A 13,519-nucleotide genomic window follows, 5' to 3' on the forward strand; every position below is an offset into this window, starting at 1 on the left:
TGGAGACCTGGCTCAGTCGGGTGGTTGCTGACTCGCCCCGCGCTTTATGGCCGCCTTGTTCTGGCGGAGCTTGAGGTGGGTCTTGCGGGGGAGTGGGATGAGGGTTTGTTCCGGGTCGAGTGTCGTGGGTGGTTTGAGGCGGTAGGTGTTGGCGTTGCGGAGGATTTCCCAGTGTGTGTTGTGGAGGAGTAGGTGGTGGGGGTGGCAGAGGCAGATTCCGTCGGCGAGGTCGGTGAGTCCGTGTTCGAGTAGCCATTTTTTGAGGTGGTGGGCTTTGGTCCAGGATGGTGGTCGGTCGCAGTCGGTCGCAGTCGGTCGCAGTCGGGCCAGAGGCAGCCGCCGTCACGTGCGCCCATGGTGGTGCGTTGTTTTTCGGTGAAGAATCGTTGTTCTCGTCCGACGTCGAGTGCCTGTCCGGTGTCGTTGAAGAGGATCCCGCGCGCACCGGTGTCGCGGAGTTGTCGTTCGATGGTGGCGAGGGAGATCGAGGCGGGACTGCCCTCAAGGTAGCCGTGGCCGACCGGTGGAGAGGATGCAGCGGTTTCTGCGGGAGTTGAGGGAGAAGTGCCGGCCGGGGAGTCGGCTGCGTTGCCGGCACCGGCACTGGCACTGGCACTGGCACTGGCACTGGCACTGGCACCGGCACCGGCACCGGCACCGGCACCGGCACCGGGACTGTCGCCGGCACCGGCACCGGCACTGGCACTGGCACTGGCATCGCTGGCAGCACTGGCGCGGGTGTTGGCGTTGGTGAGGTCTTTGTGGGTGACGATGACGCGCACGGCAGGGCGGCGGCCGCCGAGCATTTTTCCGGGTTCGACTTCGCCGGCGATTTTGAGTGGTTGCACGGAGGAGTCCGCGGCGATCTGTTGGGTGCTGCGGGGGTCGTCGTAGGCCTGTTTCTCCCGGGCGGCGATGCCGGCGTCGTCAACGTCGTCACGCATCCGCCTGGCCCGTTTGAAGCACTCGGCCGCATTCCAGAGCGATGAACCCGCAAGCAGCCGGGTGAGGGTGGTAAAGAGTTTGTCCGCGGTGACAGCGGTGTCGATATCTCCCAAGCCCTTCCGGATCGACTCCGCGGCATCGACGGAGAGCGTGCCGGCGGCCACGGCGCGCGCGATCGGGCCCTGCCACGCCCGGGAGCGCCTGAACCGGGCAGGAGACCAGGCAGGAGACCGGGCGGGAGACCAGGCGGGAGACCAGGCGGGAGACCGGGCGGGAAACCGGCAGGACGGTCGGGGCTGTCGGGCCCGCCGGCACCACCGGTGTCGCCGGTCCCACCGGCGCTGGGCGACCCGAACGCGTCATTCTTGCTGGAACCGGTGACCTTCTGGATCATCGCCTCCGGCGAGAGGAACTCCTGCCGGGCGGCCAGTCCCGAATGGCCCAGCTCCGGCCGGGACCGGTGGGCGATCGTCGCGGCCATCCACGCCGCATACTGTTCGATCAGACGGCGGGCGACGGCGATCTGACCTTGACCCGTCAGCACCGCAGCATCAGGCAGGGCCTCCAGATCGGCGCTGGAACAGCCCAGACGCGCGACGGTCTCCGCTGCCTGCCTGAGCTGATCTGCCGGTGAATCCATACCACGAGAATACCAAAAGGTGAACACAAATATGAGTGAACATCACGTCTTGTGGATAACTAATCGAAAGTTTATCCACCGGGTCTTGACGGGCTCGACCACCGGGCCAGGCACGATCACTGGGCTCGACGGTCTCGACCACCGGGCCGGCTCGACCGCCGGGGGCGGCGATACCGCCGGGACTCGATCTGCCCTAGTCGCCCTTGATCTCCTCGCGCACCCGACGCAGGTCCTCCATCAGCGAGCCGATCAGGATCCAGTGCTGCGGATGCGGCAAAGCGATGAACAGTGGGGCGGTCAGTGTCGGCGGCTCGACGGGCAGGGACACCTTCTCTCGATCGGGGTGGTCGACCTCCGACGCCAGGAGCCTGAGGTCATGGGCGGCCCGGCTGAGCTCCACGGTGATCGCCAGCACGGTCGGCTCCAGGTGGAGCGAGTGGTCATAGTGGTCCCTGAGCGACCTGGTCATGCCGATGGTGCGCGTGACCAGGGAGATCAGACGGTTGTAGAACTCCTCGTCGATATCGAGCAGGCGCCGGTGCATCCCATGCCGTGGATTGAGGGTGAGACTTTCCTCGGCCTGTTTGATTGCCTTCTCGGCCTTGCTCAGCATCGGGCGCAGCAGCCGCGCCTTGATCATCATCTCTTCGATCTGGCTGGCCTGCTGCGGAAATCGGAGGGCGTCGACAATGCGGTCGAGGGTGTCGGCCACTTCGCGTGCGAGCCGCACGACGGCGTCGTGGGCCGGTGCGAGTAGCACGGGCGGCACGATCAGCGCGTTGACGACGAGCGCGACGGCCGCCCCGATGATCGTCTCCAGGATGCGGTCCCGTGCGTACTCGGGGGTTGTCGCCCCGATCGAGAGCACGAGCATCGCGCTGATCGGGATCTGGCTGGCCGAGCTGGGGGCGAGGCGAAGTGCCCAGGCCAGCATGATGCAGAAGACGATGGCGAGCAGCACGATCCAGCTGGACTGGCCGAAGGCGATGCCGATCGCGTAGGCGATGAGCACGCCGCCGATCACCCCGAGGCTGCGCTCGACCGCTCGGCCCAGGGTCTGGTTGATGTTCGGTTGCACGACCAGCAGCGCCGCGATGGCGGCGAAGATGGGCAGGTCGGTCTGCAGCAGGACCTGTGACAGGAGCCAGCCAAGTCCCACGGCGACGGAGGTCTTCACGGCCTGGAGTAGCGGGATCCGGCTCGTGGATCGCAGGCGGGCCGTTATTCTCACTTGCTCAGGGTAGCGTGAGCCGGCCGCCCGGCGGTCCGGGTGGCTCGACGTGTTCCAAGGTTTCGGCAGGCTGGGTTGCGGTTGCGGTTCATCCGACGCGGCCCAGAACTGGGTGATGCCCTCCACCTGCAGTTCGATCAGCCGGTCGCGAGCTGCATTGAGGCCGACCTGGACTTCGGCAACGGTGAGCCGGGACGACCCCATGAAATCCTGCAGGGTCGCCGGTCCGTGGCCGGAGAGGTAGCGGAGCGGCGCCCGTAGACAGTCGTCCAGCAGTACCTGCAGTTGCCGAGAGCCGACCTGTCTGCCCCAGCAGATCGGGCCCGGTCAGGTCAAGGCGGGCGATCAATTGGTAACCGCTCCGGCCCGTTGTGGTGATTCCGGCCGACACGAGGGTGGCGAAGAAACCGACCCCGGACAGCTGACGGCTCCCGTTCAGGGAGGAAAGCGCGGCGTCCCTCGCCTGCTCGAGGATCGCCTCGTTCGGGCCGAGTTGACCTCGATGGGTTTTCATTCCGGGCAACACCCGCGGGCCGTCAGACCGAGCGTCCAGGCCAGGTCTACCGCCGGTAGGCAATGGTGGGGGCCGCGCATCGGCCAGGACCGCACGATCTGCGCGCCATCGATCGCCTGGAGAACGTCGCAAACGGATGATCCGGGTGCCCGCACACCGATGGCACACCGGGCGGCCGCGAACTCCTGCGCCTGCACGGCGAGGAGGCGATCGGTGCCATCGAACAGGTATGCCGGACAGAGTCCGGGCCACGGCTGTTCTGGCTTGGACAGGCCTGCCTCGGTCAGTCAAACGTGCGAACCAGCTGCCACTCCGCCTCGGTTTCGCCGTGCTCCACGTCGAAGACGTGGGTTTCGCCGTCGTCGGCCGTGGCTTGGAACCTCCAGCCGGCAATCCGCAACGGGGGATGCCCGATGCCGAAGTCGTGCGGTGAGAACGGTCTCCACCAGTCGCAGGTCCCCACCAGGGTCGTCGGGGTGTCGGTCACCCGGAACCGGCGCGCGCGCCAGACCATCCGCTGCGGTTCTCCGACCGCACTCGTCCAGACCCTGATCGATTCGTCCACCCTCGGCACGGGGCGCCACCTCACTACCATCCCAAATAGAACGTATGTTCGATAAGAAACTGTAGCTCCGTTGTGCGGTTCACCGCCAGTACCCGTCGCACCGGGATCTCACTTCGGCTCGGCACCCACTGGCGAGTTCAGGCGAGGTCGTCGTCCGTGCGCGCGCCGAAGACGATCTCATCCCAGCTGGGCATCGAGGCCCGGCCGCGCTTGCCGTGGCTGCCGGTGTTGCGGGGCTGACCGGTGGCGGCCTGGTTTGACCAGGCGTTCCTGGATGGATCGGTGGTCGGTTCCACCGCGGGCGCCTCCACCGGGGTCTCCAGCAGTCGCATGCCCTGGGAGGACACCGAGGGGGCTTCGTCGTGCTCGAAAACGGCCGCTTCCCGCTCGCCGCGCCGGCGACGAAGGGACTCGAGCAGGTCGGCGGTTTCGCTCAGGCTCTGGGGTGGTTCGGCGGCGCGTTTGATCGCGGCCTTGGAGACGGCATCCGTCGTACCGGCCGGGCGAGAGTACGGGATCGGATCAAGCAGCGGCGCCGTGTCAGCCAGCAGGTCGTCGGCCAGGGACTCCTTGAACGTGAAGGCTCCGCTGTCGAACCGGGACACGTCGGCCAGGCTCGTCTCCGCGCCGACGGCGCGAAGGCGGGGGATGAGCGCTCCCTTGAGCTCGCCCTGCTGGGAGAGTGCGATCGCCTCGTTGCCGACCGGCGACAGGGAGTTCTTCTTCGGCTCGAAGCCCCAGCGCGCATCGTGGTCGATGTCGTCCGCGGTGAAGGCGAGCTTGACAATCCAGCCGGCGCCCGGCTCTTTCCAGCTGGCCCACCGCTCATTGATGGCGCCGAGCGACGCGAGGCGTTCACGGATGACGCTTCCGAAATTGGCGCCGCCCTCGATCGGATCGGGGTCGATCGCGGTATGCACGGGCACGCTCAGCGCGCAGGACACGATGTATTCGCGCTCGGCGACGACCGGGCCCTCGAAACGGCGAACGAAGTCGATGGACGCTCCGGTCACGGCCGCGACATCCTCTGCGGACATGCCCGAACGAATGTGCGCCTGCACCTCGCGCGGGGATAGCTTCGGCCCAGCCGTGGATTCGGTCTGGGTTTGGCGAAGTCGGGACTGGAGAACCTCGTCGATGGGGATCCGGAAACGATCCCCATCTTCGCTTGCTGCAAGCAGCGCGCCGTTCTCAACTCCGATAACTTTCAATTCCTGCATCTCGAAAGCCCTCTCGCGATCACTGATGTCGCCAAGACTGCCATGAGATCACCGCTTTTCCGGGGAATACGCCGGGCGTGCCGCAAGTTGATGACTGAGCCGGTGAACACGGACGGCGCGTAGTTTGCTATTCCGTCAGGATTGTTGGAAACTATGCCCGCCGATTTCGTTTATCGGCGTTAAAGAAATGGATGGGTATGGCAACCGATTACGACGCACCGCGAAAGACCGAAGACGACTCTGAGTCGATTGAGGCCCTCAAGGAGCGCGTACCCGACAAGATGTCCGGAGTCGTGGATGTCGACGACTCAGACAACCCCGGTGGTTTCGATCTTCCCGGCGCCGATCTGTCCGACCTCGACCTCGATGTCGTCGTCCTGCCCCCGCAGGCCGATGAGTTCACCTGCGTTGAGTGTTTCCTCGTGAAGCACCGCTCGCAGATGTCGCACGAGACCAAGCTCGGTCCGGTCTGTCTGGAGTGCGACGCCTAAGCGCGCTTAGTTACTTGATACTGGCCGTCGCGATCCATTGATCGCGGCGGCCAATTTCTGTGGGTGGCGAGTCGACACCAGCCAGTACGGCGCGGGGTCGGTCGCATCCACGATCGGAATGCGCACGACCGGGCCGACCCAGCCACGGATGAGCAGCCACGCGCGGGCATCGAGCCGGCGTCCTCGTTCCAGGGTCGCCTCCGCGCCCTCGAACGGCATTGCCTCGCCGACCAGATCGGTCGTAATCGTCGCCTTCCCCGCCGTCAGAGTCCCGTCCTTCACGGCAACGACGGGCGAGGTGAGCACCAGGGTCAAGACGCAGGCGGCATACAGGCCGGCGGCGATGATGATTCCGGCCGGCATCGAGATCGGCGCGAAGACGAGGATGCTCGCGGGGATGACAAGTGCTGTGGCGACGTAAGGCGCAGGTGACGCCCAGAGTTTTTCGCGATATTCAGGCATGGCTCTATTCGATCAGACTTCTGCACTACCCTCGACACGTGGCAGAAAGCGTCGAAGTCCTGATTACCGCGTCCGTCCTCCCGAATTACGCGCATCCGGGCGATGCCGGGGCAGATCTGCATTCCTCGGAGGCGCTCGTCCTGGCCCCCGGTGAGCGAGCCCTCGTCGGAACCGGTGTCGCCATCGCGCTGCCCGACGGCTACGCCGCGTTCGTGGTTCCCCGAAGCGGGCTCGCCGTGAAGCACGGAATCACCATCGTCAATGCGCCCGGCACCGTGGATGCCGGCTACCGCGGCGAGATCAAGGTCACGCTGCTCAACACGGATACTTCTGCCGCATTCCCGATCGCCATCGGCGACCGTATCGCGCAGCTCATCATCATGCCCGTGGCCCGTGCCGCCTTCATCCCCGTCGAACGGCTGCCAGGCAGCCAGCGCGGGGAAGGCGGATTCGGGTCGACCGGGCTCGGCCGGAAGCCCGCCGGCGCCGCAGGGCCAGTCGGCACCCCAGAATCAGGAGACACCCCGTGAGTGACATCGTTGAGCCGGAAGAATTCCCGGAATTATTGGCCAAGTCGGCACCGGAAGACCGTGAGACCGAAGGCCCACTCGACGAGATCGAGGCGAACCCCGTGCGACCTTATGTCGACCTCGGCGGCGTGAAGATCCTGCCCCGCGAGGGTCTCCACTTGCGCCTTGAGATCGAGGAGGGCAGCAAACGGGTTGTCGCAATCGGGCTCGACTACGCCGGCTCGACCCTCCAGGTGCAGCCGTTCGCCGCCCCGAGGTCGAGTGGCCTCTGGCACGAAATCCGTGACCAGATCGCCGACCAGATCGGTAAGCAGGGTGGCACGACGACCCTGCGGGAGGGCCCGTTCGGCCCCGAACTCGTCGCGGAGATCCCGGTCGCGGCCGGCTCCGGCGCCGACGAATCGAGCCGACTCGCCCGCTTCATCGGCGTCGACGGCCCCCGGTGGTTCCTCCGCGGCGTGATCGCGGGGGAGGGTGCCGTCAACCCGGAGGCGGCCGCCCAGATCGAAGACCTCTTCCGCAGCATCGTCGTCGTGCGCGGGTCGGCGCCGATGCCGCCCCGAGACCTCATCCCGCTCCGGATGCCGTCTACTCCGGCCGGCGCGGCCGAACCGACCGACGGCTGAACCGGCCTCCCAGCAGAAAGAACGCCCGCATGACGGACGCACAGGTACCTCCAGACGAGCCTCCGGCCGCGTCTTCGTCGGTGGACGCCCCGGCCGGGCCCGCATCCGGCGCGCCGCCGGGTTCCGGGGCCCGCCCCGCGGTTCCGGAGACCTTCGCCCAGGGAATGGCCGCCGCCGCCAGGCGCGCCGGCTTCGCGTCCGCCGCCGACGGCGAGCCGATCAGCGGCCACGCCCTGCTCGCGGCGATGGGCGGCATCCGTGGCCTGGTCGAGGCCGTGCTGCCCGGCCTGGTCTTCCTCGTCGTCTACACGTTCACCCGATCAACCCTGCCTGACCAGTCGCTTCTACTATCCCTGATCGCCCCCGTGGTCATCGGCGTCGTGTTCGCGGTGCTCCGCCGCGCGGTGCGGCAGACCGTGACCCCGGCCATCGGCGGCCTGCTCGGCGCCGGGTTCAGCGCCGTGCTGGCTCTGTTCTCCGGCAATGCCGCGGATGCCTTCCTGCCCGGCTTCTGGACCAACGGGGCGTACGGGACGGTGCTGCTGGTGTCGGCCCTTGTCGGCTGGCCGATCCTCGGCCTCGCGGTCGGCTTCCTGATGAATGACGGAATCGCGTGGCGGGACGACCCGTCGAAGCGGCGGGTGCTCACTGTCCTCACCCTGTGCTGGGCCGCGCTCTTCGCGCTCCGCCTGATCGTGCAGCTGCCGCTGTACTTCTCCGGCAATGTCGAGTGGCTCGGCGCGGCCAAGCTGATCATGGGTATTCCGTTGTATGCCCCGCTCCTGGTCGTGTCCTGGCTGATGGTGCGTTCCGTCTATCCCGCGCCGGGCCATACGGGTACGACGTCTGCCGGGGCGAGCGGGGCCTGACCTCATGGTCGCGGGCGATGAGCTTCCGGGTCTCACCGGCGGGGAGGTTGCGCAGCGACTGGCCGACGGTCGCGGAAACGATGCACCGCAGCCGACCTCGCGCACCGTGGGGGACATCCTGCGAGAGAACGTCTTCACCCTGTTCAACGCGATCCTCACGGCGTGTTTCGCGGCCGTACTGCTCCTCGGAGACCTACGCGACGGGCTGTTCTACGGGGTTGTCCTCGCGAATGCGCTGATCGGAATCGTGCAGGAGGTGCGAGCCAAGGTCGTGCTCGACAGACTGGCGCTCCTGTCCACGCCGGAGGTCGCGGTCAAGCGCGACGGGAGGCGGCAGATCGTGCCGCTGGCCGGGGTCGTCCTGGACGACATCCTCGTGCTGCGGCCGGGCGACCAGGTGCCTGCCGACGCCCGGGTACTGGGCGGGGATGACCTCGTCGTCGACGAGGCCATGCTGACGGGCGAGTCTGAGCCGCAGACCAAGGTGGCGGGGGACCTGCTGCTGTCCGGCTCGCACGTGGCAGGCGGGACCGGCTACGGGGTCGTCACCGCGGTCGGCGCAGCGTCCTACGCGAACAAGCTGACGGTCGAGATCAAGCGACATTCCCTCGTGCGCTCCGAGTTGAGGGCGGCGACCAACCGCATCCTTGTCCTGCTGTCCTGGATCCTCGGGCCCGTGATCGTGATCACCCTTCTCGGCCGGGTCTCGACCTACGGCGGAATCGCGGCCCTCGCCGACTTCAGTGACGGAGACTGGCGCGCCGCCCTCCGCGACGCGGTGGCCAGCGTGGTCGGCATGATCCCGGAAGGTCTCGTGCTGCTGATCAGCCTCGCCTTCGGGGTGGCCGCGATCCAGCTGGCCAGGCACAAGGTGCTGATCGAGGAACTGGCGGCAGTCGAGGTGCTCGCCCGCGTCGACGTGCTCTGCCTCGACAAGACCGGCACGCTCACCAGCGGCGAGCTCGTCTTCGACCGGCTCGTCCTCGACCGCGGGGCCCGGCTCGACCCGACACTCGAAACGGGGGCGAGCCGGGCCCTCGGCGCCTTCGGCGCCGACGATGCCGCCAACCTCACCGCCCGGGTACTCGGCGGCCATTTCTCCACTGACGGCGCCACGGTGCGATCCCGGCTGCCATTCGGCTCGGCCCGGAAATACAGCGGTGTCGCACTCGAACACCGGGGAGAGGCATCCGCGTGGCTCCTGGGGGCACCGGAGCGGCTCCTCGCGGGGCACCCGGACCGCCTCGCCGCGGCGAACGACATCGCCGCAGCCGGCGAACGCACCCTCGCCCTGGTCAGGCTGGGCGGCGACCTGGCAACGAACGCCGCCGACCCGACCGACCAGCCCCTGACCCCGGCGGCGCTCGTGGTGTTCCGAGAATCGGTGCGCCCGCACGCTGCCGAGACCCTCCGCTACTTCGCCGGGCAGGGAGTGCGCGTGATCGTGATGTCCGGTGACAACCCCGTCACGGTCGCGGCCCTCGCCCGCAGGCTCGGCCTCGCCGGGGAGACGGTGAACGCGGCGGGCCTCGCCGATGACGCGGGCCTTGCTGCGGCTCTGGGCTCGGCGAGCCTGTTCGGCCGGGTCAGCCCCGAGCAGAAGCGGAAGGCCGTCGCCATCCTCCAGGCCGAGGGCCGCACCGTCGCGATGACCGGCGACGGGGTCAACGACGCCATGGCGATCAAGGACGCCGACCTCGGCATCGCCATGGGGACTGCGACCCCCGCCACCAAGGCCGCGTCCCGGCTGGTGCTGCTCGACAACCGGTTCGACCGGCTGCCCGAGGTGCTCTACCTCGGCCGCCGGGTGATCGCCAATGTGGAGCGGGTGGCGAACCTGTTCCTGTCGAAGACCGTCTACGGCATCCTGATCGCCCTGACCATGGCGGCCCTCTCGCTACCGTTCCCGTTCCTGCCGCGCCAGCTGACCCTGGTTTCCGCCCTCGCGATCGGGATCCCCTCGTTCGTGCTGGCCCTCGCCCCGAACCGGCGCATCTACACGCCCGGCGTGCTGCGCCGGATCATCCGATATGCCGTGCCGACCGGGATGATCGCCGCCGCGACCGTGCTCACGGCCTTCCTCCCGCTCTATCCCCGGATTCCCCTGAACGAGGCCAGGAGCGTCACGACGGTCGCCCTGTTCGTCGTCTCACTGGCGATCCTGGCCGCGCTGGCCCGGCCGCTCACCGGCCCGCGGTTGGCACTGGTGTTGTCCATGGCGGCGGCAATGGTCCTCGCCTGCAGCGTGCCGTTCGGCCGGATATTCTTCGCCATTTCGGTTTCGCCGAACCCGGCACTGGCCTTCGGCATCGGGATCGGCCTGTTGGGCGCAGCCGGCATCGAACTGATGTACCGGTTCGCGAGGCGTCGCGGCTTGATCTTTGACCGCGAATAGTCCGGAAATGCCGCACGGAATGCTGCCATGCCACTGCGTCACGCTAGAGTTATCTCTACGTCAAGATAGTTTGGCGGACAGCATCGACCGGGTGCCGTGCCCGCTGGTTAGGTTAGCCTTGCTGGCAGGGGCAGGCGTCCGGTCGTCAGGATTGGGGATTGCGGACGGTTTCCCGTCGGTTTCCACAAAGGAGAGGGCAACGTGTCTGCAGTAAACAGCTTTGGAGCAAAGGACACCCTGCGGGTCGGTTCGACGGACTATGAGGTCTTTCGGCTCGACGCGGTCGAGGGCTACCATAAATTGCCGTTCAGCCTGAAGGTGCTGCTGGAGAATCTTCTCCGCACCGAGGACGGCGCCAACATCACCGAAGATCACATCCGTGCCCTCGGCGCGTGGGTGCCGACCGACGAGCCCGACACGGAGATCCAATTCACCCCGGCCCGCGTGATCATGCAGGACTTCACCGGGGTGCCCTGCATCGTCGACCTCGCCACCATGCGCGAGGCCGTCGCCGAACTCGGCGGCGACGCGACGAAGATCAACCCGCTCGCCCCGGCCGAGCTCGTGATCGACCACTCCGTCATCGCCGACCTCTTCGGCAGCGAGGACGCCCTCGAGCGCAACGTCGAGATCGAGTACCAGCGCAACGGTGAGCGGTACCAGTTCCTCCGCTGGGGCCAGACCGCGTTCGACGATTTCAAGGTCGTTCCGCCGGGAACCGGCATCGTGCACCAGGTCAACATCGAATACCTCGCCCGCGTCACCATGACCCGCGTCGTCAAGGGCGTGCTGCAGGCCTACCCCGACACCTGCGTCGGCACCGACTCGCACACCACCATGGTCAACGGTCTCGGCGTGCTCGGCTGGGGAGTCGGCGGCATCGAGGCCGAGGCGGCCATGCTCGGCCAGCCCGTCTCCATGCTTATCCCCAAGGTCGTCGGCTTCAAGCTCACCGGTTCCATACCCACCGGCGTCACCGCGACGGATGTCGTGCTCACCATCACGCAGATGCTCCGCAAGCACGGCGTGGTCGGCAAGTTCGTTGAATTCTACGGCGAGGGCGTCGCCCAGGTGCCGCTGGCCAACCGTGCCACGATCGGCAACATGAGCCCCGAGTTCGGCTCCACCGCCGCCATGTTCCCGATCGACGACGTCACCCTCGACTACCTCCGCCTCACCGGCCGCAGTGAGGAGCAGGTCGCCCTGGTTGAGGCCTACGCGAAGCTGCAGGGCCTGTGGCATGACGCGAACCAGGAGCCCGTCTTCAGCGAGTACCTTCAAATCGACCTCGGCACGGTCGTCCCCTCGATCGCCGGTCCGAAGCGTCCGCAGGACCGGGTAGAGCTCTCCCGCGCCAAGGCGCAGTTCGAGACGGACCTCCAGAGCTACGCCAGCCAGGACCTGTCCCGGGTGGACGCCGCAGTCGAGGCGACTTTCCCGGCATCCGACCCGATCGGGTTCACCGCCCAGGACGAGTCGAGCGCCCACCAGCTCTCGCACAGCCACGTGAGCCACGCCCCGGCAACCGTGTCGAGCCCCGTTCCGATCACCACGGCCGACGGCGCGAGCTACACCCTCGACCACGGTGCGGTCGCCGTGGCCGCCATCACGTCGTGCACGAACACCTCCAACCCGTCCGTCATGCTCGCGGCTGGCCTGCTGGCCCGCAACGCGGTCAAGAAGGGTCTCAAGAGCAAGCCGTGGGTCAAGACCACCCTCGCGCCCGGCTCCAAGGTGGTCACCGACTATTACGCGAAGGCCGGCCTCACTGACGACCTCGAGGCCCTCGGCTTCTATACCGTCGGCTACGGCTGCACGGTCTGCATCGGCAACACCGGCCCGCTCATCGACGAGGTGTCCGCCGCAATCAACGAGAACGACCTGGCCGTCACCGCGGTGCTCTCGGGCAACCGCAACTTCGAGGGCCGGATCAGCCCCGACGTCAAGATGAACTACCTGGCCAGCCCGCCGCTGGTCATCGCATACGCCCTGGCCGGGTCGATGAACTTCGACTTCGAGACGGATTCCCTCGGCCCCGACCGAGACGGCAACGACGTGTTCCTCAAGGACATCTGGCCCGACTCGGCCGAGGTGCAGGCCACGATCGACAGCTCGATCGACACGGCGATGTTCACCAAGGAATACGGTGAGGTCTTCGAGGGCGACGAGCGTTGGCGCGCACTGCCGACCCCCGACAGCGAGGTCTTCGAATGGGATCCTGAGTCGACCTACGTGCGGAAGCCCCCGTACTTCGACGCTATGACACTGGAAACCAGCCCGGTCACCGACATCGTGGGAGCCCGCGTGCTCGCCAAGCTGGGCGACTCCGTCACGACCGACCACATCAGCCCTGCCGGCAACATCAAGGCCGACAGTCCCGCCGGACAGTATCTGGTCGAGCACGGCGTCGCACGCGGCGACTTCAACTCCTACGGGTCGCGCCGCGGCAACCACGAGATCATGATCCGCGGAACCTTCGCGAACATCCGCCTCCGCAACCAGTTGCTCGAGGACGTCGAGGGTGGCTACACCCGCGACTTCACCGTCGACGGCGGCCCACAGGCCTTCATCTACGACGCGAGCCGAAACTACCAGGCTGCGGGCACGCCGCTCGTCATCTTCGGCGGCAAGGAATACGGCTCCGGCTCGTCCCGCGACTGGGCCGCCAAGGGAACCAGCCTGCTCGGCGTGAAGGCCGTCATCACCGAGAGCTTCGAGCGGATCCACCGATCGAACCTGATCGGCATGGGCGTCGTCCCCCTGCAGTTCCCGGCCGGCGCAAGCTGGGCCTCTCTGGGTCTGGACGGCACCGAGATCGTCTCGATCTCCGGCATCGAAGAGCTGAACAGCGGAACGACCCCGAAGACGGTCCGAGTGACCGCCACGCCGAGCGCCGATTCGGCGGCCGGCAAGGAAACCGTCGAGTTCGATGCGGTCGTGCGCATCGACACGCCGGGCGAGGCCGACTACTACCGCAACGGCGGCATCCTGCAGTACGTGCTGCGTTCGCTCGTCTCCTAGCAACTCCCGG

General features: G+C 67.3%; 12 protein-coding genes. 6 read left to right on the plus strand and 6 right to left on the minus strand.

The genetic code is table 11. The features are described 5' to 3' along the window. Positions 1-44: 44 nt before the first annotated feature. The 5 genes from E3O19_RS09450 to sepH all read right to left on the minus strand — a co-directional run bounded on the left by E3O19_RS09450 (position 45) and on the right by sepH (position 5,115). Entirely contained in the window at positions 45-1,109 is a 1,065-nt protein-coding gene (locus tag E3O19_RS09450; RefSeq protein ID WP_134567068.1) for a hypothetical protein, read from the minus strand. Between the two features lie 669 nt (positions 1,110-1,778). Continuing rightward, on the minus strand, positions 1,779-3,134 hold the full coding sequence (locus tag E3O19_RS09460; protein WP_338145094.1) for an FUSC family protein: 1,356 nt from the start codon (positions 3,132-3,134) through the stop codon (positions 1,779-1,781). Between the two features lie 192 nt (positions 3,135-3,326). After that, the gene (locus tag E3O19_RS18825) at positions 3,327-3,617 is read right to left on the minus strand and encodes a DNA glycosylase AlkZ-like family protein (protein ID WP_134567200.1); all 291 of its coding nucleotides are present in this window, start codon (positions 3,615-3,617) and stop codon (positions 3,327-3,329) included. Continuing rightward, on the minus strand, positions 3,614-3,904 hold the full coding sequence (locus tag E3O19_RS09470) for a hypothetical protein (RefSeq protein ID WP_134567070.1): 291 nt from the start codon (positions 3,902-3,904) through the stop codon (positions 3,614-3,616). The genes E3O19_RS18825 and E3O19_RS09470 overlap by 4 nt, the downstream gene beginning before the upstream one ends. Positions 3,905-4,032: 128 nt before the next feature. After that, positions 4,033-5,115, minus strand: a complete 1,083-nt coding sequence (gene sepH, locus E3O19_RS09475) for a septation protein SepH (protein WP_134567071.1) — start codon at positions 5,113-5,115, stop codon at positions 4,033-4,035. Between the two features lie 197 nt (positions 5,116-5,312). Between sepH and E3O19_RS09480 the strand changes: the two genes are divergently transcribed. Further along, positions 5,313-5,606, plus strand: a complete 294-nt coding sequence (locus tag E3O19_RS09480) for a DUF4193 domain-containing protein (protein WP_066599570.1) — start codon at positions 5,313-5,315, stop codon at positions 5,604-5,606. A gap of 6 nt (positions 5,607-5,612) precedes the next feature. On the opposite strand, the gene E3O19_RS09485 is transcribed toward E3O19_RS09480, so the two are convergent. After that, positions 5,613-6,068, minus strand: a complete 456-nt coding sequence (locus E3O19_RS09485; RefSeq protein ID WP_134567072.1) for a DUF3093 domain-containing protein — start codon at positions 6,066-6,068, stop codon at positions 5,613-5,615. Positions 6,069-6,106: 38 nt separating this feature from the next. On the opposite strand from E3O19_RS09485, the gene dut reads away from it, so the two are divergent. The 5 genes from dut (at position 6,107) to E3O19_RS09510 (ending at position 13,509) form a co-directional block, all read left to right on the plus strand. Continuing rightward, positions 6,107-6,598, plus strand: coding sequence for a dUTP diphosphatase (gene dut / locus E3O19_RS09490; RefSeq protein ID WP_134567073.1), 492 nt, complete (start codon positions 6,107-6,109; stop codon positions 6,596-6,598). Continuing rightward, complete coding sequence (locus E3O19_RS09495) at positions 6,595-7,224, plus strand: DUF3710 domain-containing protein (RefSeq protein WP_241981291.1); 630 nt, start codon at positions 6,595-6,597, stop codon at positions 7,222-7,224. Before dut ends, E3O19_RS09495 begins: the two co-directional genes overlap by 4 nt. 29 nt (positions 7,225-7,253) lie before the next feature. Further along, a complete protein-coding gene (locus E3O19_RS09500; RefSeq protein ID WP_134567075.1) occupies positions 7,254-8,093 on the plus strand; it encodes a DUF3159 domain-containing protein in 840 nt (279 codons plus the stop codon). Between the two features lie 4 nt (positions 8,094-8,097). Next, positions 8,098-10,488: an HAD-IC family P-type ATPase gene (locus E3O19_RS09505; protein WP_134567076.1), complete on the plus strand. Its 2,391-nt coding sequence runs from the start codon at positions 8,098-8,100 to the stop codon at positions 10,486-10,488. Positions 10,489-10,689: 201 nt separating this feature from the next. Then, positions 10,690-13,509, plus strand: coding sequence for an aconitate hydratase (locus E3O19_RS09510; protein ID WP_134567077.1), 2,820 nt, complete (start codon positions 10,690-10,692; stop codon positions 13,507-13,509). Positions 13,510-13,519: the final 10 nt, after the last annotated feature.

Source organism: Cryobacterium algoritolerans (genome assembly GCF_004402785.1).
Lineage (GTDB): Bacteria > Actinomycetota > Actinomycetes > Actinomycetales > Microbacteriaceae > Cryobacterium > Cryobacterium algoritolerans.

Bases quoted from the DNA above. Each gene is read 5' to 3' on its own strand.
- sepH (WP_134567071.1), bottom strand. From the start codon at position 5,115: ATGCAGGAATTGAAAGTTATCGGAGTTGAGAACGGCGCGCTGCTTGCA.
- E3O19_RS09485 (WP_134567072.1), bottom strand. From the start codon at position 6,068: ATGCCTGAATATCGCGAAAAACTCTGGGCGTCACCTGCGCCTTACGTC.
- E3O19_RS09505 (WP_134567076.1), top strand. From the start codon at position 8,098: ATGGTCGCGGGCGATGAGCTTCCGGGTCTCACCGGCGGGGAGGTTGCG.
- E3O19_RS09500 (WP_134567075.1), top strand. From the start codon at position 7,254: ATGACGGACGCACAGGTACCTCCAGACGAGCCTCCGGCCGCGTCTTCG.
- E3O19_RS09480 (WP_066599570.1), top strand. From the start codon at position 5,313: ATGGCAACCGATTACGACGCACCGCGAAAGACCGAAGACGACTCTGAG.